Raw genomic sequence first — 19,244 nt, forward strand, 5'->3', positions numbered from 1 at the left:
CGTCAGCGGCCCAGGGCGGCGATCAGGTCGAGGAGGGCGGGCAGGCCGCCGCGCTCCAACTCGGGTGTCGGGGTCAGCGCCATCACCGGGACGGTCACGCCCGCGTCGGCGTAGGCCTGGACCCGGGACCGGCACTCGGCCGGGGAACCGTGCACGATCAGCTCGTCGACCAGCGAATCCGGGATCGCGGCCAGGGCGCCCTTGCGGTCACCCGACTGCCAGGCCTGCCACATCGGGGCGAGCAGCTCCTCCCGGCCGAGCCAGCGGTGGAAGGCCGCGTAGGCCGGAACCGTGAGGTAGGCGGTGATCATGCGACGGCCGATGGTACGGGCGTAGCCGGCGTCCTCGGTCGGGACCACGAAGATCCGGGCGGCCACGTCGAAGCCCGCGCCGGCCTCCTTGGTCTCGGCCAGGGCTGTGGTCACGTCGGCCGCCGACAGCCAGTTGAGGATCACGCCGTCCGCCTCGGCGGCGGCCAGCCGCAGCATGCCCGGACGCAGCGCGGCCAGCAGGATCCCCGGCGGCGTCGCCGGCGGGCGCTCCAACCGGAACCGGCGCACCGAGAACGTGTCGAAGTCGCCGTCGACCAGCTCACCGGCGAGAGCCGACCGGACGAACCGGAGAACGTCCCGGCTGCGGGCGAACGGCCGCTCGAAGTCCACCGCGTTCCAGTCGCCGACGACCACCGGCGAGGACGCGCCGATGCCGAGCTGGAACCGCCCCGGCGCGGCCTCGGCCAGTGCGGCGGCGGTCATCGCCAGCAGGCCGGGGCCACGCGTGAAGGCCGGGGCGATGGCGGTGCCGAGACGCAGCCGGGGCTCCCAGGCGGCGGCGAGCGTCAACGGCGTGAAACCGTCGGTGCCGTTCACCTCGGCCGACCAGGCGTCGGTGAAGCCCGCGTCGGCCAGAGCGGAGAAGACGGCGGCGTGCCCGGAGAGCGGCACACCACCGAACGGCACGGTCATGCCCCATCGCATCGACATGACCTCGATCCTGCCGGGCTGATCGGCGTGATGTCCAACACTTCAGCCGAGGTGCGGGATATCCCACCGGGACATCCCGCACCGCCCGGCTCAGCCCACCGTGCTCCGGGTCCGCCACGCGGTCGCGAACGACGTCTTGCCGTTGGTCCGCAGCAGCGAGCCGTGGTAGATCCGGGCGCCGATCGCGAGCATCCCGGCCGCGCTCAGGGCCAGCACCCCGAGCGCCACGAACGGCTCCCAGGCGGCCGCCGTGTTCTCGAAGATCCGGATCGGCATCGCCATCGGCGAGGACAGCGGGAAGTAGGAGAGCGCCGTCAGGGCCGTGTCGTTGTCCCGCAGGAAGAGCACCGCGAAGAACGGGATGAGCACCGCCATCTGCACGGTTCCGGTGGTGCTGCCCAGGTCTTCCTGCCGGGCGGCCAGCGCGCCGACCGCGGCCCACAGCGTGGCCAGCATGACGAAGCCGAGGATGAAGAACGGCAGGAACCAGCCGAGCGCCGGCCGCAGGGCGCTGATCGCCCCGGCGTCCAGGTCGGCCACCGTCGTGCCGATCAGCGCGATCACCGAGAGCAACGCGATCTGAGCGAACGCCAGCAGCGTCATCGCGGCGATCTTGCCGGCCAGCAGCGCCTTGGCCGGGATGGTGGCGACCAGGATCTCGACGATCCGGGTCTGCTTCTCCTCCACCACGCTCTGCGCGATCTGCAGGCCGAACAGCAGGGACGTGATGTAACAGAGCATGGCCAGAGCCAGCGGTACGAAGATCGAGATGAACTCGTCGAACGCGGGCGGCTCGAGCAGCTCGACCGGCGGAACGGTGCTCAGAGCGTTCAGCACCTCGCTCGGCGCGTCGCTCATGGCGACGACCTTGGGGCCGGGCAGCACCACGGCCTCCACCTCGCCGTCGCGCAGCAACTGCTCGGCCTCGGCCGGATCGGTGACCTCCTGGACCTCCAGCTGGACCGCGCGCAGGGGAGCGGCGTACGTGCTGTCGACCACCGCCACCTTGGTCGGGCCGCTGTTGAGCATGGCCGGGATGGCGATCGACGCGATCAGGACGACCAGGAACGACACGGTGCTGAAGATGAACGCCTTGTCCCGGAGCTTGGCGCGGATCTCGCGCCCGAAGACCAGCTGGGCGGCCTGCAGGGTGGTCACTGGATCACCTCTCGGAAGATCTCGGCGAGCGAGGGGCGGACCGGGCCGAAGGAGCGGACCGGGCCACGGCCCAGCGCGGACCGGAGCACCGCCTGCTCGTCGGCGCCGTCGGTCAGGTCGAAGACGGCCTGCGCGCCGTCCAGTTCGAGCAGCGTCACGCCCGGCTCGTCGCGGATCCAGCCGGCGTCACCGTCCACTTCGATCCGGTAGCGGGGCAGCGCGTGCTGCTCACGCAGCCCGGCCCGGGAGCCGGAGGCACGGACCGTGCCGTCCGCGATGATCACCAGGTCGTCGCAGAGGCGCTCGACCAGTTCGAGCTGGTGGCTGGAGAAGAGGACGGCGGCGCCGGTACGGGCCCGCTCGCGGAGCACGGCCAGCACGGTCTCCACCGCGATCGGGTCGAGGCCGGAGAACGGCTCGTCCAGGACCAGCAGCTCCGGGTCGTGCACCAGGGCCGCGGCGATCTGGGCCCGCTGCTGGTTGCCGAGCGACAGCTTCTCCACCGGGTCGCCGGCGCGCTCGGCCAGCTCCAGGCGCTCCAGCAGGGCGGTGGTGCGGCGCCTGGCGTCGGCGGCGCTCAGCCCGTGCAGCCGGCCCAGGTAGACGACCTGCTCGCCGACGGTCATCTTCGGGTACAGCCCGCGCTCCTCGGGCATGTAACCGAACAGCTGCCGGTCGTTCTTGCTGATCGGCCTGCCGCGCCAGGTCACCGATCCGGTGTCGGCGGCGAGCACCCCGAGGATGATGCGCATGGTGGTGGTCTTGCCGGCGCCGTTCGCGCCGACGAAACCGGTGAGCCGGCCCGAGTCCACCGTGAACGACACGTCCTTGAGGACCTGCCGCTCCCCGAAGGACCGGTTCACGGCCTCCACGTTCAGGACTGTTGTCATGACCTTGACGCTAGATCACCGTCGATGGGCTGTCGTCCGGCGCGCGACGTCATCCTCCAGAAGGACCCTCAGCCGCCGGGGCGGACCACGCCCAGCTCGTAGGCCAGCACCACGGCCTGGGTACGGTCCCGGGCGCCGATCTTCATGAGCACCCGGCTGACGTGTGTCTTCACCGTCGTCTCGCCGAGGCGCAGGGTGGCCGCGATCTCCGCGTTGGTGGCGCCGCCGGCGAGCAGGACCAGCACCTCGTGCTCACGCGGGGTCAGCTGGTCCAGGCGTACCCCGGCGGCGTCAGGTGTGGTGAACGTGGAGATGACGCGCCTGGTCACGGCTGGGGCCAGCAGCGCCTCTCCGGCGGCGATCACCCGTACCGCCTCGGTCAGGGCCTCTGGTGTGCCGTTCTTGAGCAGGAAGCCGCTCGCGCCGGCGCGCAGCGCGGCGAACAGGTAGTCGTCGCGGTCGAAGGTGGTCAGGATCAGCACCGACGGGCCGCCCTCGGCGGTGATCCGCCGGGTCGCCTCCAGACCGTCCACACCGGGCATCTCGACATCCATCAGAACCACGTCGGGTCGCAGCCGCAGGGCCATCTCGACTGCCTGGGCGCCGTCGGCGGCCTCGCCGACGACGGTGATGTCGTCCTCCATCTCGAGGATGACCCGGAACCCGATCCGGACCAGCTGGTGGTCGTCGGCGAGCAGCACGGAGACGGTCACAGCGTCACCGCCGCCGGGTACGGAAACCGCGCCCGCACCCGGTAGCCGCCGTCCGGGTGCGGCCCGTTCTCCAGGGCCCCGTCGTGCACCGCCACCCGTTCCCGCATGCCGACCAGGCCCATCCCGCCGCTGGACGGGGAGCCACCCCGGCCGTCGTCGGTGACGTCGAGTTCGAGCTCGCCGCTGAGGTAGCGGACCCGGACGTCGAGGACCCGTGCGTGCGCGTGCTTGAGGGTGTTGGTCACCGCCTCCTGCACGATCCGGTAGACGGCCTGGGACAGCGACTCGGGCAGCGGCACCGGGTCGCCGTAGACCGCGTACCGGACGGTCAGCCCGGCCTCGCGGGCCCGGTCGGTGATCTCCTCGAGCCGTTCGATGCCGGCGTTCGGCACCACCGCCTCGGTGGCGGCGGCGGAGGTCGCCCGGAGCGCGCCGAGCATCCGGCGCAGTTCGTCGACCGCGGTCCGGGCGCCCTCCTCGATCGCGGTGAGGGCGGTCCGGGCCCGGGCCGGGTCCTTGTCCAGGGCGCGCCGGCACGCGGACGCCTGGATGCCCATCACCGACACGTGGTGGGCGACCACGTCGTGCAGCTCCCGGGCGATCCGGACGCGTTCGCCGAGGACGGCCCGCTCGGCGGCGAGCTCCTGAGTGGCCCGCAGCTCGGCGGCCTGCTCCTCCAGGGCGTGACTGCGCCGGACGTGCTGCCAGGCGGCGTCGCCCATCAGGTAGCCGAACGCGAAGAACGCCGAGTTGACCACGAACCAGTTGAACGCCAGCGAGGCCTTGTCGGCGTGGCCGCCGAACTGGCCGGCGAAGAACACGAAGACGAAGACGATCCAGGCGAACATCGCGCCGATGATCACCAGCCGCAGGATCCGGGCCCGTTCCCGGTTACGCCCCCAGGCGCCGAGCGCGTAGATCGCCGCGAACAGCGCGCCCGTGGTGACCTGCTGCTCCAGCGAGCCGCGGACCTGCGCGCCGATGAAGGCGGCGCCGATGAGAACGGCGACCACGTCGGGGTACGCCCGGCGCAGCGTCAGCGGCAGGGTGATGGCCAGCACCCAGGCGATCTGCTCGGGCAGGGAGGCGACCTGGTCGGCCTGCACGGTGCTGATGTTGCGGGAGAGGAAGAGGTTGGCCACGGCGACGGCGGCGACGGCCAGACCGATCCACACGTCGGTGCGCCGCTGTTTCGCGGTCGGGCCGGGCCGTACCCAGTCGTCGAGATTCACCGATGGCATGGCCAGACCATGCCACGGATCGGCAAGGACGGCTCAATCGCGCCGGGTCTGTGTGGGGATGCTCGCGTCCTGGTCGGGGGTGATCGTGCCGCCGAGCTCGCGAATGTGCCGGTGGGCGGCTTCGAGGCGGTCCTCGAGGGTGACGATCCGGCAGGCGGCGCCGAGCAGGAATCCCTGGTCGAGCAGCATCCGGACGCGGGCCGCCAGGTCGAGCTGGTGACGGGAGTAGCGGCGGTGGCCGCCGGCCGAACGCTCCGGTTCGATCAGGCCGGCCTCGTCGAGACTACGGAGAAAGGCCTGCGTCACACCGATCGTCTCGGCGGCGCGGCCCATGCTGAACACCGGGCTGTCGCGATCCACGGTGTCTATCCAGCCATAGTCCAGGGCCCCGGCGGGTAACCGGGGCCCTGGCTTTTCAATTCTGTTGCCGGACTCTGCCGGCGCATGTGGTCGACCGGCTGCGTGCCGCTAGCAGTCGACCGGAGTGATGGGCATCGGCTGCGATCACCTCTTGTCGGGCCGGGGACGTCGTGATTACGCGTTGCTGCGGTATCTCGTCCTCCTCCTCCAACTCAGCGACTGTGCCAGTTGCTTGTCGGCCGTGACCGACACACCAAATGTAGGCCGCCAACCGAGAAATTTCTAGTGTCGCCGCTGTAGATTTTTTCGGTGAAAGGCCTGCCGAGCTGCGAAAACACTTTCATCAATGCGATGGCGGTACGGGGCGGGCGCTGACGAAGAGAGAGGTGACCGCGCCCCGCACCGCCATCGGCGGAGAGGTGTCCACAGCGGATCCCGGCCGAGGGATCGCTCTCATCAAGGATCGCTCCAGGGGCCGGACGCGGCAACGCAATTAACCCTGTGCATTGACTGCCGTAACACGGCGGAGCGATCATGACCGCAGTAGTGGCTCAGGTCACAGTCTCTCTCGAGCAGGGGGCACCCCAGATGAGCACCGACGAGGAAAGACTCGCCCAACTCGGCTACAAACAGGAACTCCATCGCCGGCTCTCCGGCTTCTCCAACTTCGCCGTCTCGTTCTCGATCATCTCCATCCTGGCCGGGGCGATCACCTCGTACGGCATCGCCATGAAGGCCGGCGGCCCGGTCGCGATCACCCTGGGCTGGCTGTTCGTCGGCATCATGGTCACCTTCGTGGCGCTGGCCATGGCCGAGGTCTGCTCGGCCTATCCGACCGCGGGCGCGCTCTACTGGTGGGCCGCCGCGCTGGCCAAGAAGAACAAACCGGCCTGGGCCTGGTTCATCGGCTGGTTCAACTTCCTCGGCGAGGTCGCGGTCACCGCGGCCATCGACTTCGGCGCGGCGATCACCACGGCGGCCTTCCTCAGCCTCACCTTCGGGCTGGAGGTGACGGCGACCTCGACCTTCCTGATCTTCCTGGTCATCATCATCGTCCACGGCCTGCTGAACACCTTCGGCGTGAACCTGGTGCGGGTGCTCTCCGACGTCAGCGCCTGGTGGCACCTGGTCGGCGTCGCGGTGATCGTCGGCGTCCTGGCGGTCGTCCCCGACCAGCACAAACCCATCTCCGAGGTGTTCACCGAGGTCTACAACGCGACCGGGTTCACCTTCGCCGGGGCGGGCGTCTACGCGGTCCTCATGGGCCTGCTGATGGCGCAGTACACGTACACCGGCTACGACGCCTCGGCGCATGTCGCCGAGGAGACCCACGACGCGGCCAACGCGGCGCCCCGCGGCATCGTGATGTCGGTGGTGGTCTCGGTGATCGCCGGTTTCGTGCTGCTGGTCGCGATCACCTGGTCCATCCAGGACTACGAGGGCGCGCTCGGCACCGAGCTCGGCCTGCCGCCGGCGCAGATCTTCATCGACGCGGTCGGCCACGACCTCGGCGTGTTCCTGCTCTTCATCTGCATGGTCGCGCAGTGGTTCTGCGGGATGGCGTCGGTCACCGCCAACTCCCGGATGTCCTACGCCTTCGCCCGTGACGACGCGATCCCCGGGTCGCGGATCTGGAAGAAGGTCAATCCCCGCACGGGTACGCCGACCAACTCGATCTGGCTGTGCGTGACCCTCTCCACGATCCTGGTGCTGCCGTCGCTCTGGAACACGGTGGCCTACTTCGCCGCCACCTCGATCGCGGTGATCGGCCTCTACATCGCCTACGTCGGCCCGGTCCTGCTGCGCCGGCTCAACCCGGAGTTCGAGCCCGGCCCGTGGAACCTCGGCAGGTGGAGCGCGCCGATCGGCTGGATCGCGATCGTCTGGGTGGGGATCATCTGCGTGCTCTTCGTGCTGCCGCCGGGCAGCCCGATCAACGCGGAGACCTTCAACTACACGATCGTCGCGGTGGCGGTGGTGCTCGGCGCCGCGACCATCTGGTGGTTCGCGTCGGCCCGGAAGTGGTTCACCGGGCCGAAGCAGAACCTCCTGGAGAAGGCCGCCCACGGCGAGTCCGTCGACTGATAGGACTGAACACATGGATCTCGAGGAACTCGACGTCTCCGTCGACAACGGCAGCATCGACACCGTCCTGCTGGCCCTGACCGACATGCAGGGCCGGTTGCAGGGCAAGCGGCTGCACGGGCGGTACTTCCTGGACGAGGTGGTCTCCGGCGGCAGCGAGGGATGCAACTACCTGCTCGCGGTCGACGTGGACATGAACACCGTCGACGGGTACGAGATGTCCTCCTGGTCCACCGGGTACGGCGACTTCGTGATGAAGCCCGACTTCAGCACGCTGCGCCGGGTCCCGTGGCAGCCCGGCACCGCGCTGGTCCTCGCCGACCTGCTCGACACCGCCGGGCAGCCGGTGCTCGCGTCACCCCGGCAGATCCTGCGCCGCCAGCTCGACCGGCTGGCGGCGCACGGGCTGACCGCGTACGCCGGGACCGAACTGGAGTTCGTGCTCTACAAGGACAGCTACGAGCAGGCGTTCAGCAAGAACTACCGCGGGCTGACGCCGGCCAACCAGTACAACGTGGACTACTCGCTGCTCGGCACCGCCCGGGTCGAGCCGCTGCTGCGCCGGATCCGCAACGAGATGTACGGCGCCGGCCTGATCCCGGAGAGCGCCAAGGGCGAGTGCAACTTCGGCCAGCACGAGATCGCCTTCCGCTACGCCGACGCGCTGACCAGCGCCGACAATCACGTGATCTACAAGAACGGGGCGAAGGAGATCGCCGCCCAGGAGGGCATGGCGCTGACCTTCATGGCCAAGCCCAACGAGCGCGAGGGCAACTCCTGCCACATCCACTTCTCGCTGCGCGGCCCGGACGGGAAGTCCGCGATGCTCGGCGACGGGCCCGCCCACCTCAGCGAGACCGGCCAGCGGGTGCTGGCCGGGCTGCTCGCCACCATGCGCGAGTTCAGCCTGCTCTTCGCGCCGAACATCAACTCGTACAAGCGGTACCAGCCGGGCTCGTTCGCGCCGACCGCGCTGCGCTGGGGCGTCGACAACCGGACCTGCGCGCTGCGGATCGCCGGGCACGGCCAGGGCATGCGAGTGGAGAACCGGGTGCCCGGCGGGGACGTCAACCCCTACCTGGCGATCGCCGCCCTGGTCGCCGGCGCGCTGCACGGCATCGAGAACGGGCTGTCCCTGGAGGACGAGTTCGCCGGCAACGCCTACCAGGACGAGACGGCCGGCCGGGTGCCCGGGACGCTGCGCGAGGCCACCTCACTCTGGGAGGGGAGTTCGGTGGCGGAAACCGCGTTCGGGGCGGACGTGGTGGCCCACTACGCGAACATGGGGCGGGTGGAGCTGGCGGCCTACGACGCGGCGGTGACCGACTGGGAGTTGCGCCGTGGATTCGAGCGCCTCTGAGTGTGAGGATCTTGGCGTGGGGACTACAGATGTGATCAACCCCTCGACGGGCGAGGTCTTCACGACCGTACCGTCGCTGGGTCTTGAAGAAACCGATGCCGCCATCGACCGTGCCCGGAAAGCCTTCGGTGAGTGGCGGCAGGTGTCGCCCGGGGACCGGGCCCGGCTTCTGCGGCGCTTCGCGACGGTGGTCGAGGAAAACCTCGAAGAGCTGGCACAACTTGAGGTACGCAACGCGGGTCACACCATCGGCAACGCCCGGTGGGAGGCCGGCAACGTCCGGGACGTGCTGAACTACTACGCGGGCGCGCCGGAGCGGCTGTCCGGGCGGCAGATCCCGGTGGCCGGCGGTGTCGACGTGACCTTCCACGAGCCGCTCGGCGTGGTCGGGATCATCGTGCCGTGGAACTTCCCGATGCCGATCGCCGGCTGGGGTTTCGCGCCGGCGCTGGCGGCCGGCAACACGGTGGTGCTCAAGCCGGCCGAGCTGACCCCGCTGACCGCGATCCGGCTCGGCGAGCTGGCCCTGGAGGCCGGCCTGCCGGAGGGCGTGTTCCAGGTGCTGCCGGGCAAGGGCTCGATCGTGGGGCAGCGGTTCGTCACCCACCCGGCGGTCCGCAAGGTCTGTTTCACCGGGTCCACCGAGGTCGGCAAGTCGATCATGGCGGGCTGCGCCGACCAGGTGAAACGGGTGACCCTGGAACTGGGCGGCAAGAGCGCCAACATCATCTTCGCGGACTCGGATCTCGCGGTGGCGGCGGCCGCGGCGCCGGGCGCGGTCTTCGACAACGCGGGCCAGGACTGCTGCGCGCGGTCCCGGATCCTCGTCGAGGCCTCGGTGTACGACAAGTTCCTGGCGCTGTTCGAGACGGCCGTCCGGGATTTCCGGGTCTTGGACCCGGCCAGTGATCTGTCGGAGATGGGGCCGCTGATCTCCGCCGGTCAGCGCAGTGCTGTCTCGTCCTACCTGGACGGCGCGGACCTGGCCTTCCAGGGGTCCACCCCCGCGGAGGCAGGCTGGTGGTTCCCGCCGACCGTGCTGCTGGCCTCGTCCAGAGAAGACCGGCACTGGCGGGAGGAGATCTTCGGGCCGGTGGTCAGCGTGCTGCCGTTCCGGGACGAGGCCGAGGCGATCGAGCTCGCCAACGACACCGAGTACGGGCTGTCCGGCTCGATCTGGACCCGGGACGTGGCCCGGGCGCTGCGCGTCTCCCGGGCGGTCGAGACCGGCGCGCTGAGCGTCAACAGCAACTCCTCGGTGCGCTACTGGACGCCGTTCGGTGGCATGAAACAGTCCGGCCTCGGGCGTGAGCTCGGCCCGGACGCATTGCTGTCCTTCACCGACGTGAAGAACGTGTTCCTGGCTACGGGAGATTAAGTGGAGCGTTTGCAGGACCGGGTCGCCGTGATCACCGGCGCCGGCAGTGGGATCGGGCTGGCCACCGCCCGGCGGTTCGCCGCTGAGGGTGCTTTCGTGGTTTGTGTCGATATCTCTGACAAAGCGGGCAAGGCGGTCGCCGAGGAGGTCGGCGGCGAGTTCGTAGCCTGTGACGTCAGCGACGAGGAGCAGGTCAAGGCCCTCTTCGACGGCGTCGCGGAGCGGCACGGGCGGGTCGACATCGCCTTCAACAACGCCGGCATCTCGCCGCCGGACGACGACTCGATCCTGGTCACCGGCCTGGACGCGTGGGAGCGCGTCCTCAAGGTCAACACCACCAGCGTGTTCTTCTGCTGCAAGTACGCGATCCCGCACATGCAGCGACAGGGCAAGGGCTCGATCATCAACACCGCGTCGTTCGTCGCCCTGCTCGGCGCGGCCACCTCGCAGATCGCCTACACCGCGAGCAAGGGCGGCGTGCTGGCGATGACCCGGGAGCTGGGTGTGCAGTTCGCCCGCGAGGGCATCCGGATCAACGCGCTCTGCCCCGGCCCGGTCGCCACCCCGCTGCTGATGGAGCTCTTCGCCAAGGACCCGGAACGAGCCGCCCGCCGGCTGGTGCACGTCCCGATGGGCCGATTCGCCGAACCGGACGAGATCGCCGCCGCGGTCGCTTTCCTGGCGAGTGACGACGCGTCGTTCATGACGGCCTCGCAGTTCGTCGTCGACGGCGGTATCACCGGAGCGTACGTAACTCCGCTGTGAGGTTTGCCGACCCGCTACGGTGGGGATGGAGACCCCAAACACCAGCTCAACAAGGTGCAAGGGGTCGAATCCCCGCCCGTACGGGTCAGATCCCCGTGTAGGTGGGACAGATGGGCCCGTGACGCGGCGTCGGTTGTCCGGCGCCGCGCGCCTGTGACTACGGTGGTGCGATGCGTCCGATCATCGGCATAACGTCCTATGTGCTGCCCGCCAGCTGGGGCGTCTGGACCGATCTCCCGACCACGCTGGTCCCGTACGACTACACCGAGGCCGTCCGGCTCGCCGGTGGCCGCGCGGTGATCCTGCCGCCGGACGACCTCGACGCGGACGTGCTCGACCGGATCGACGGGCTGTTGCTGGCCGGCGGCGCCGACATCCAGCCGTCGCTCTACGGCCAGGAGCCCGGCCCGCACACCGTCTTCCAGCCGGACCGGGACGCCGGAGAGCTCACCCTGCTCCGCGGCGCCCTCGACCGGGACCTGCCGATCCTCGGCGTCTGCCGGGGCATGCAGCTGCTCACCGCCGCCGCCGGTGGCACCCTGCACCAGCACCTGCCCGACCTGCTCGGCCACGAGAAGCACCGGCCGGCGCCGGGCGTCTACGGCTCTCAGCAGGTCGTCCTCGAACCGGAGAGCAGAATCGCCGCCCTGATGGGCGAAGACCTGACCATCAACTGCTTCCACCACCAGGGCGTCGCCGACCCGGGCTCGCTGACCGTCACCGGGCGGGCCGCCGACGGCCTGCCCGAAGTGGTCGAGGACCCGGAGCGGCGTTTCGTGCTCGGTGTCCAGTGGCATCCGGAGGTGAGCCGGGACCGGCGGCTCTTCGGCGCCCTGGTGGCGGCGGCATCGAAGGAGCTCACGCAAGCATGCGCAGACCGCTGATCGGACTCACCGCCTACGCCGAGCAGATCCACCACGGCCGCAACGACCTGCTGGCCGCGATGCTGCCGATGAACTACGTGAAGGCGGTGCACGCCACCGGTGGCCGAGCCGTCCTGATCACCCCGGACGACCCGGGCACCGACGTGCTCGAATCGCTCGACGGCATCGTCTTCTGCGGCGGCGGCGACATCGACCCGGCCAACTGGGGCGCCCCGCGGCACCCGGCCACCGAGGTCGACACGGTCCGCGACACCTCCGAGCTGATGCTGATGCGCGCCGCGCTGGAGGCCGACCTGCCGATGCTCGGTGTCTGCCGGGGCATGCAGCTGATGGCCGTGGCCACCGGCGGCTCGCTGCACCAGCACCTGCCGGACCTGGTCGGGCACGAACGCCACCGGGCCGCGGCCGGCACCGACCCGCTCGCCGCCGGCGCCTCCGACTACGGCCGGCACGACGTGGTCGTCGAGGAGGACAGCGCGGCGTACCGGCTGTTCGGCCGCAGCCTCACCGTGAACTCGTTCCACCACCAGGCGATCGGCGACCCGGGCGGGTTCCGGCCGGTCGGCTGGTGCCCCGACGACCAGGTGATCGAGATCGTCGAGCACCCGGGGCTGTCCTTCGCCCTCGGCGTGCAGTGGCACCCCGAGCGGACCTCCGACCTGCGGGCCTTCGCCGCGCTGGCGGAGGCCTCGGCACGGGCCCGCGCCGTCGCCGCCTGACGAGCGGGCGCACCGGTCCGGTGTTAACGTGCGACCGGACCGGATGTGTGGGAGGCATGCATATGGGCGCCCTGCCGAGGCGGCTCCGCAACGCCTTCGAGCGGGGCGGCGAGATGGGCGCCCGGATGTCCACCCTGGACTGGTCCGCCACCCCGATCGGTGATCCGTCGTCCTGGCCGCCCGAGCTGGCCGACGCGGTGGCCACCATGCTCGCCTCCCGTGCCCAGATCATCGTCTTCTGGGGCCCGGAGCACGTGGTGCTCTACAACGACGCCTACGCCGGAGTGCTGGGCAGCAAACACCCGGGGTTCCTCGGACGGCCCGGCCGCGACCTGTGGGCCGAGGTCTGGGACGTGCTGCGTGAGCTGTTCGACGGGGTGATCGCCGACGACACGTCGTTCTACGCGGGCGACCACCTGTTCATGATCGAGCGGTACGGGTTCGTCGAGGAGACCTACTTCGACATCTCCTACGACCCGATCCGGTCCGCCGACGGTGTGCCCGGCGGAGTGCTGTGCATCGTCACCGAGACCACCGCCCGGGTCCTCGGCGAACGCCGGGTGCGGACCCTGAGCGCCCTCGGCCGCCGCCTGGCCGACTCACCCGACCAGACCGCCCTCGCCGCCGAGGCGGCCGCGGTGCTCACCGGCAACGCCGAGGACGTGCCGTTCGCGTCGGTGGTTCTGGACGGCCCGGAGCCACACCCGCGGATCCGGGCGGTGATCACCAGCGGCCGGCCCGGTCTCGTCCAGCTGACCGAGGTGGCCGGCCCCGTGCCGTCCGCCGCGGCCGAGGCGCTGGTGCTGCCGATCGGCGTGGCCGCGGACACGGTCGGCGCCCTGGTCGTCGGAGTCAGCCGCTATCTGGCGCTGGACGGCGACTACCGCGACTTCCTCGACCTGGCGGCGGCCCAGATCTCCCGGGCGGTGGCCAACGTCCGGGCGTACGAGCAGGAACGCCGCCGGGCCGCCGAGCTGGCCGCCCTCGATCAGGCGAAGACCAACTTCTTCTCGAACGTGAGCCACGAGTTCCGTACCCCCCTGACGTTGATCCTCGGTCCGTTGGAGGATCTGATCGAGGACCCGGCGCTCGGCGGGCCACCCCGGGACCGCCTGCGGCCGGTGCACCGCAACGCGCTGCGGCTGCTCAAACTGGTCAACACCGTGCTCGACTTCTCCCGGATGGAGTCCGGGCGGATGGCCGCCGTCTTCCGGCCCACCGACCTGGCACAACACACCGCCCGGCTGGCCGGGACCTTCCGGCCGGCCATCGAACGGGCCGGGCTGACGCTGACCGTGGACACGCCGCCGCTGGGCGAGCCGGTCCACGTCGACCACGAGCTCTGGGAGAAGATCGTCTTCAACCTGCTCTCCAACGCCGTCAAGTTCACCCGGGACGGCGTCGTCGAGGTCCGGGTCCGGGCCGGGGACGGCCACGCCGAGCTCTCCGTCCGCGACACCGGCGTCGGCATCCCGGAGACCGAGCAGGCGCTGCTCTTCGACAGGTTCCACCGAGTCACCGGCGCCTGGTCGCGCAGCCACGAGGGCACCGGCATCGGCCTGGCGCTGGTCCGTGAGCTGGCCGGGCTGCACGGCGGCTCGGTGGGCGTGCGCAGCCGCCCCGGCCAGGGCAGCGAGTTCACCGTCCGGCTCCCGTTCGGCTCGGCCCACCTGCCCGCCGACCGGATCAGCGACGACCCGGCGCCACCCGGCGACCCGGTCGAGCCCCGGCTCTGGGTCGACGAGGCGACCTGGTGGGCCGGGGACGGGCCGGCCGCCCCGCAACCCGTGCACCGCGGGCCCGGCGGCCGCATCCTGCTCGCCGACGACAACGCCGACCTGCGCGAGCACGTGTCCCGGCTGCTCGGGCCGTACTGGGACGTGGTCACCGCGGTGGACGGGACGGCCGCCCTGGAACTGGCCCGGGAACAACAGTTCGACCTGGTGCTCACCGATGTGATGATGCCGCGGCTGGACGGGTTCGGCCTGATCGCCGGGTTGCGCGCCGATCCGCGTACCAGGGATGTGCCGATCGTCGTGCTCTCCGCCCGCGCCGGTGAGGAGGCCGCGGTCGAAGGCCTCTCCGCGGGTGCCGACGACTACCTGGTCAAACCCTTCTCCACCCGGGAGCTGACCGCGCGGGTCCGGGCCAACCTGGAGCTGGGACAGCAGCGCCGGGAGACCGTGAGCCGGCTCCGCGGGCTGGTCGACGCGGCCGCCGCGCTCAACGCCGTGCCCACCACCGCCGAGGTGCTGGAGGTCGCGGCCCGGCACGTGCTGGCCATGACGTCGGCCGGCCGGGTGGTGCTGACCACCCCGGAGGGCCGGGCCGAACGTGACGGCGGCGCCGCCGGAACCGCCCCGCCAGACCTGATCCTGCCGCTGCCGGCGACCAGCGGGCCGCCGCTCGGCGAGCTGCGGGTGTGGGCCGGTCCCGGCGTGCCGGTCGAGCCGGTGGTGCTCACCCAGCTGGCCCGCCTGGTCGGGTTGCGGCTGGCCAACGCCCGCCTCTACGAGACCGAGCACCGGATCGCCTCGACCCTCCAGCACAGCCTGCTGCCGCATTCGCTGCCGCGGGTGCCGGGGGCCCTCGTGGCCGGACGGTACGTGCCGGGCAGCAGCGAGGCCCGGGTCGGCGGCGACTGGTACGACGTGATCGCCGGCCCGGACGGCGTGCTCTACCTGGTCATCGGCGACGTGGTGGGCAAAGGCGTGCAGGCCGCCGCGGGCATGGGGCAGCTGCGTAACGCGCTCCGGGCGTACCTGCTGGAGGGTTTCGACTGCGGCTCGGCGCTGTCCCGGCTGAACCGGCTGGTGGACACGCTGGGCCGGCGGCAGTTCGCGACCGTGCTCTGTGTCGGGTTCGACCCGCGGACCCGGCGGATGAGTTTCTCCTCAGCCGGGCACCCGTCACCTGTGCTGATCCCGCCCGGCGGGCCGGGCGCCTTCCTGTACGGCCCGGCCCTCGGACCGCCGATCGGGGCGCTCGGCGACGTCACCTACCCGAACCGGGAGATCGAACTGACCGCCGGCGCCCGGCTGCTGCTCTACACCGACGGCCTGATCGAGGACCGCCGGCAGGGCATCGACAGCGGTCTCGCCGAGCTGACCGCCGACGTCGCCAAGCCCACCGAGCACATCGACGACCTGCTGGACGCGCTGCTGGCCAAGGCCGCCCGGCAGACCCGGCGCGACGACATCGCCCTGGTCGCGCTGGAGGTGACCGAGCCCAGCGAGTTCGTGCTGCGGCTGCCCGCCGAACCGGGCCTGCTCACCGTGCTGCGCCGCCGTCTGGAGGATTTCCTGGCCGCCCACGAGGTGCCCGAGGAGGACGCGTTCGACCTGGTGGTGGCGGCCTCCGAGGCGGCCGCGAACGCCATCGAGCACCCGGTCGACCCGGCCGAGCCGGTGATCACCGTGACCGCGTCGCTGCTCGAGGACGCGGTGCTGGTGTCGGTCCGGGACACCGGGGGCTGGCGGCCGGCCGGGGACGCCGGGTTCCGTGGGCGGGGGCTGGCGCTGATCGGCGCGCTCACCGAACTGTCGGTGCACCGCTCCGCCGAAGGCACCGAGGTCACCCTGCGGCGGCCGCTCGGTGCTCCGGTCAGCTCTTCTTGAGCTGCCGGCTCAGCCTTCCTTGAGCCAGGGCTGGGTGCTCAAGCCGGCTATGTCGAGGACCCGGCGCACCCGGTCGGAGGCGAGCACCTCGATCGCGCCCGCGTAGTGGTCGGCCAGGCGGACCAGGGTGTGGATGGCGGCCGAGTCGAAGAAGGTGACCGCCCGCAGATCCACCGTCGCCGTGGTCACCCGGCCCGGTGTGGCCGCCTCGAACAACGCCCCGGCGGTCGCCATGTCGACCTCGCCGGTCACCGTGACCGTGACCCGGTCACCGGCCACCTCGCCGACTGCGGAGAAGCCCGGGTCCGCACCCTCTTGATCCACGCCGAATACGATTCCACAGCGGTCCGCGCACCGGCAAGGACGGGGCCGGTCGGCGCCGCGGCCGCCGGTTAGGCTGTTCGTCATGACCGTACGTGCCCCACTCGTGCCCGGAAAGCAGTCGCGTGCGCGATCGGTCCCGGCACAGATCGTCCGCCCCGAGTACGTCGGGAAGAAACGCCCCCAGCAGTGGCGCGGCTCGCACGTGCAGTCCACCGAGACGATCGAGAAGATGCGGATCGCGGGCCGGATCGCGGCGCAGGCCACCCAGCTCGCCGGCGAGCACTGCAAGCCGGGCGTGACCACCGACGAGATCGACCGGGTGGTGCACGAGTTCCTGCTCGATCACAACGCCTACCCGTCGACGCTGGGCTACAAGGGCTTCCCCAAGTCGTGCTGCACGTCGCTCAACGAGGTGATCTGCCACGGCATCCCGGACTCCACCGTGCTGGAGGACGGCGACATCATCAACGTGGACGTCACCGCGTACCTGAACGGGGTGCACGGCGACACCGACGCGACCTTCCTGGTCGGTGACGTGAGCGACGAGGCCCGGCTGCTCGTCGAGCGCACCCGTGAGGCGATGATGCGGGGCATCCGCGCGGTCGCGCCGGGCCGCCCGATCAACGCGATCGGCCGGGTCATCGAGGCGTATGCGCGCCGGTTCGGGTATGGCGTGGTCCGTGACTTCACCGGCCACGGGATCGGCGAGACGTTCCACTCCGGGCTGTACATTCCGCACTACGACAACCCGCAGCTCACCACGGTGATGGAACCGGGCATGACGTTCACCATCGAGCCGATGATCACGCTCGGCACCCACGAGTACGAGATGTGGCGTGACGGGTGGACGGTCGTCACCAAGGACCGCCGGTGGACCGCCCAGTTCGAGCACACCCTCGTGGTCACCGACGACGGTTACGAGATTCTCACCCTGCCCTAGTCGAAGAGGGCGCCGAGCCGGCCGTCGACCGGGCGGCCGCGGGCGGTCAGCTCCTCGGCCTGGTACCGCAGGATCGCCCCGAGCTCCTGCATGTCGGCCGCGGCCACCCCGGTGTGCTTGACCGCGTCGGCCGTGTTGCGGAAGTAGGTGCGGGTCAGGAAACCGGCGACCAGGGCGGCGTGCAGCCGGGCCTCGGCCATCAGGATCAGGGCGGCGTCGGTCTCATACCACTGGGTGAGGCGCACCGCCCGGGCGTGCGCGCTGTTGGCTATCGCCCAGTTCTGCCGGGCCAGGCCGGTGAACTCCATCGGCCGGGCCTCGGCCAGCAGACTGAGGTGGGCCTCCCGCCGCACCTTGAACCACTCCTGCGGATCGTGCAGCGGGAACGTGGTGATGTAGGTGTCGGCCTGCATCGGCCAGTAGGTGGTCAGCTGCCGGGCCTGGCCCAGCCCCTCCTCGGCGGTCGTCACCCGCAGGTCGACCGGGATGCCGTCGACCCTGCGGCGGGCCGGTTTCGGCCCGGTCCGCGGACGGAACGTGATGACGACCAGATTGACGTCGCTGCTCTCGGTGTCGTCGCCGTGTGCCATCGACCCGCACAGCCCGATCGACTGGACCTCGGCCGGCCAGCGCTCCTGCACGGCGTCGCGCAGCCGGATCGCGAGCGACCCGCGGGGCATGGTGGTGTCGAGCTCGGCGATCACAGGCCCATTCTCGGGCATCCACCCTCTGCCGGGTGGCGTGATCATCAGCCCGGGCGGCCCGGGAAGGCCATTGTCAGCGGCGTGACCTCGGCGATGCGCCGCCAGCGGGTCGCACGAACTGCGGAGTCGGTCAAATGCGACAGTGCGTCGCTGCGCTCGTCGCCCTCGGTGACCGGCAGCAGCGCCCGCCAGGCCTGGGCCACCCCGTCCTCCACGTGGACGGCCAGCTTCAGCGCGCCCTCCCGGTCGGTCACCTCGAACGGCAGCGCATAGGCGGCCGGGGCCGGCGCGGCGCTGGCCCGCAACTCGTCGATGCGGTCGATCAGGTCGTCACGCCGGGCCCGGTGCTCCAGGTCGGCGGCGCGGGCCCGGGACACCTCGTCGGCGTCGGTCAGGTGCACGCCGATCACGCCGTAGGCATAGATGGCCGCCTCCTCGGCGGCGAGGGCGGCGGCGAGTTGTTCCGTCACGCGCGAAGAGTATCCGGTCAGGTCAGGGCAGCGCCCCGGCGATCATGCGGGGATCGTGCCGGGCCGGGTCAGCGCAGTGCTTCGGCGTGCGTCGCGCGGCACGCGGCGATCGAGCCGGCCAGCATCGCCCGGTCCGCCGGGGCGGTCTTGCAGGCGGCCGCCGCGGCCTTCTGCCCGGCCTGCTCGGCCTTACGCAGCGTGGCGATGCTGTCCGCGGGCGCGGACGGAGCCGACGCCGACGGGGCGGCCGACACCACCGCGGCGCCGATCAGCCGGGTCAGATCGGCGGCGTGCGCCCGGTGGTCCTCGGCCAGCGGGGTGAGCCGGGTGGCCAGCGCGGGCTGCGAGACGATCAAGCGGTCGTACGCCGCGGCCAGCGCGAGTGCCTCGTCGAGCAGGGGCTGGAAGGCATCCGGCTGGGGAGCGGGCTCGGGCTCGGAGTCGAAGACGCCGCAGCCCGCGAGCGCCGCGGAACCCAGCAGGACGCCGAGGAAGTTCCGCCGTGAGTTCGTCAGCACGGTGCCAGTGAACACCATTCGGTGCGGCGCTGCTTCGCCCCGCCGGTCGGCACGTTACGCTTCGCGTCAGCCGCGGGGCCATGAACTGCCCGGCGGCATATAGTCGTTCCTGCGAGAAAGCTAGCGAGAGGTCGA

Annotated in this window: 18 protein-coding genes; 8 read left to right on the top strand and 10 right to left on the bottom strand. The window is 71.0% G+C overall.

The window, feature by feature from the left end; genetic code table 11:
* Window positions 1-2 precede the first annotated feature (2 nt).
* The 6 genes from AB0E94_RS09310 to AB0E94_RS09335 all read right to left on the bottom strand — a co-directional run bounded on the left by AB0E94_RS09310 (window position 3) and on the right by AB0E94_RS09335 (window position 5,345).
* A complete protein-coding gene (locus AB0E94_RS09310; protein WP_360324555.1) occupies window positions 3-965 on the bottom strand; it encodes an LLM class F420-dependent oxidoreductase in 963 nt (320 codons plus the stop codon).
* Between the two features lie 108 nt (window positions 966-1,073).
* Window positions 1,074-2,141, bottom strand: a complete 1,068-nt coding sequence (locus AB0E94_RS09315) for an ABC transporter permease (protein WP_360324300.1) — start codon at window positions 2,139-2,141, stop codon at window positions 1,074-1,076.
* A complete protein-coding gene (locus AB0E94_RS09320; protein ID WP_360324302.1) occupies window positions 2,138-3,031 on the bottom strand; it encodes an ATP-binding cassette domain-containing protein in 894 nt (297 codons plus the stop codon). The genes AB0E94_RS09315 and AB0E94_RS09320 overlap by 4 nt, the downstream gene beginning before the upstream one ends.
* A 68-nt stretch (window positions 3,032-3,099) precedes the next feature.
* Window positions 3,100-3,744: a response regulator transcription factor gene (locus tag AB0E94_RS09325; protein WP_360324304.1), complete on the bottom strand. Its 645-nt coding sequence runs from the start codon at window positions 3,742-3,744 to the stop codon at window positions 3,100-3,102.
* Entirely contained in the window at window positions 3,741-4,985 is a 1,245-nt protein-coding gene (locus AB0E94_RS09330; RefSeq protein WP_360324306.1) for a sensor histidine kinase, read from the bottom strand. Before AB0E94_RS09330 ends, AB0E94_RS09325 begins: the two co-directional genes overlap by 4 nt.
* 33 nt (window positions 4,986-5,018) lie before the next feature.
* Window positions 5,019-5,345, bottom strand: coding sequence for a MerR family transcriptional regulator (locus tag AB0E94_RS09335; RefSeq protein WP_360324308.1), 327 nt, complete (start codon window positions 5,343-5,345; stop codon window positions 5,019-5,021).
* A gap of 588 nt (window positions 5,346-5,933) precedes the next feature.
* Here AB0E94_RS09335 and AB0E94_RS09340 point away from each other — a divergent pair.
* The 7 genes from AB0E94_RS09340 to AB0E94_RS09370 all read left to right on the top strand — a co-directional run bounded on the left by AB0E94_RS09340 (window position 5,934) and on the right by AB0E94_RS09370 (window position 16,153).
* The gene (locus AB0E94_RS09340; protein WP_360324310.1) at window positions 5,934-7,430 is read left to right on the top strand and encodes an amino acid permease; all 1,497 of its coding nucleotides are present in this window, start codon (window positions 5,934-5,936) and stop codon (window positions 7,428-7,430) included.
* Window positions 7,431-7,443: 13 nt separating this feature from the next.
* Window positions 7,444-8,790 (top strand): glutamine synthetase family protein, encoded by a 1,347-nt coding sequence (locus AB0E94_RS09345; protein ID WP_360324312.1) that lies wholly within the window; start codon window positions 7,444-7,446, stop codon window positions 8,788-8,790.
* Between the two features lie 16 nt (window positions 8,791-8,806).
* A complete protein-coding gene (locus AB0E94_RS09350; RefSeq protein ID WP_360324314.1) occupies window positions 8,807-10,168 on the top strand; it encodes an aldehyde dehydrogenase family protein in 1,362 nt (453 codons plus the stop codon).
* On the top strand, window positions 10,169-10,933 hold the full coding sequence (locus AB0E94_RS09355) for a 3-oxoacyl-ACP reductase (RefSeq protein WP_360324316.1): 765 nt from the start codon (window positions 10,169-10,171) through the stop codon (window positions 10,931-10,933). It abuts the gene before it with no gap.
* Between the two features lie 170 nt (window positions 10,934-11,103).
* Complete coding sequence (locus AB0E94_RS09360) at window positions 11,104-11,817, top strand: gamma-glutamyl-gamma-aminobutyrate hydrolase family protein (protein ID WP_360324318.1); 714 nt, start codon at window positions 11,104-11,106, stop codon at window positions 11,815-11,817.
* Window positions 11,802-12,536, top strand: a complete 735-nt coding sequence (locus AB0E94_RS09365) for a gamma-glutamyl-gamma-aminobutyrate hydrolase family protein (protein WP_360324320.1) — start codon at window positions 11,802-11,804, stop codon at window positions 12,534-12,536. The genes AB0E94_RS09360 and AB0E94_RS09365 overlap by 16 nt, the downstream gene beginning before the upstream one ends.
* Window positions 12,537-12,598: 62 nt before the next feature.
* Complete coding sequence (locus AB0E94_RS09370; protein WP_360324322.1) at window positions 12,599-16,153, top strand: SpoIIE family protein phosphatase; 3,555 nt, start codon at window positions 12,599-12,601, stop codon at window positions 16,151-16,153.
* Window positions 16,154-16,162: 9 nt separating this feature from the next.
* On the opposite strand, the gene AB0E94_RS09375 is transcribed toward AB0E94_RS09370, so the two are convergent.
* Window positions 16,163-16,477 carry an STAS domain-containing protein gene (locus AB0E94_RS09375; RefSeq protein WP_360324324.1) on the bottom strand — a complete coding sequence of 105 codons (315 nt, stop codon included), beginning with the start codon at window positions 16,475-16,477 and terminating at the stop codon, window positions 16,163-16,165.
* Window positions 16,478-16,559: 82 nt separating this feature from the next.
* Here AB0E94_RS09375 and map point away from each other — a divergent pair, with 82 nt between their 5' ends.
* Window positions 16,560-17,417: a type I methionyl aminopeptidase gene (map, locus tag AB0E94_RS09380; RefSeq protein WP_317790576.1), complete on the top strand. Its 858-nt coding sequence runs from the start codon at window positions 16,560-16,562 to the stop codon at window positions 17,415-17,417.
* Here map and AB0E94_RS09385 read toward each other — a convergent pair.
* From AB0E94_RS09385 to AB0E94_RS09395, 3 genes are all read right to left on the bottom strand, one after another.
* The gene (locus AB0E94_RS09385) at window positions 17,414-18,121 is read right to left on the bottom strand and encodes a nucleotidyltransferase domain-containing protein (protein WP_360324326.1); all 708 of its coding nucleotides are present in this window, start codon (window positions 18,119-18,121) and stop codon (window positions 17,414-17,416) included. The two genes, map and AB0E94_RS09385, sit on opposite strands and share 4 nt — an antisense overlap.
* 44 nt (window positions 18,122-18,165) lie before the next feature.
* Window positions 18,166-18,591 (bottom strand): ferritin-like domain-containing protein, encoded by a 426-nt coding sequence (locus AB0E94_RS09390; protein WP_360324328.1) that lies wholly within the window; start codon window positions 18,589-18,591, stop codon window positions 18,166-18,168.
* Between the two features lie 68 nt (window positions 18,592-18,659).
* Window positions 18,660-19,109: a hypothetical protein gene (locus AB0E94_RS09395; RefSeq protein WP_360324330.1), complete on the bottom strand. Its 450-nt coding sequence runs from the start codon at window positions 19,107-19,109 to the stop codon at window positions 18,660-18,662.
* Window positions 19,110-19,244: the final 135 nt, after the last annotated feature.

It is taken from the genome of Actinoplanes sp. NPDC026670 (genome assembly GCF_040638175.1).
GTDB lineage: Bacteria > Actinomycetota > Actinomycetes > Mycobacteriales > Micromonosporaceae > Actinoplanes.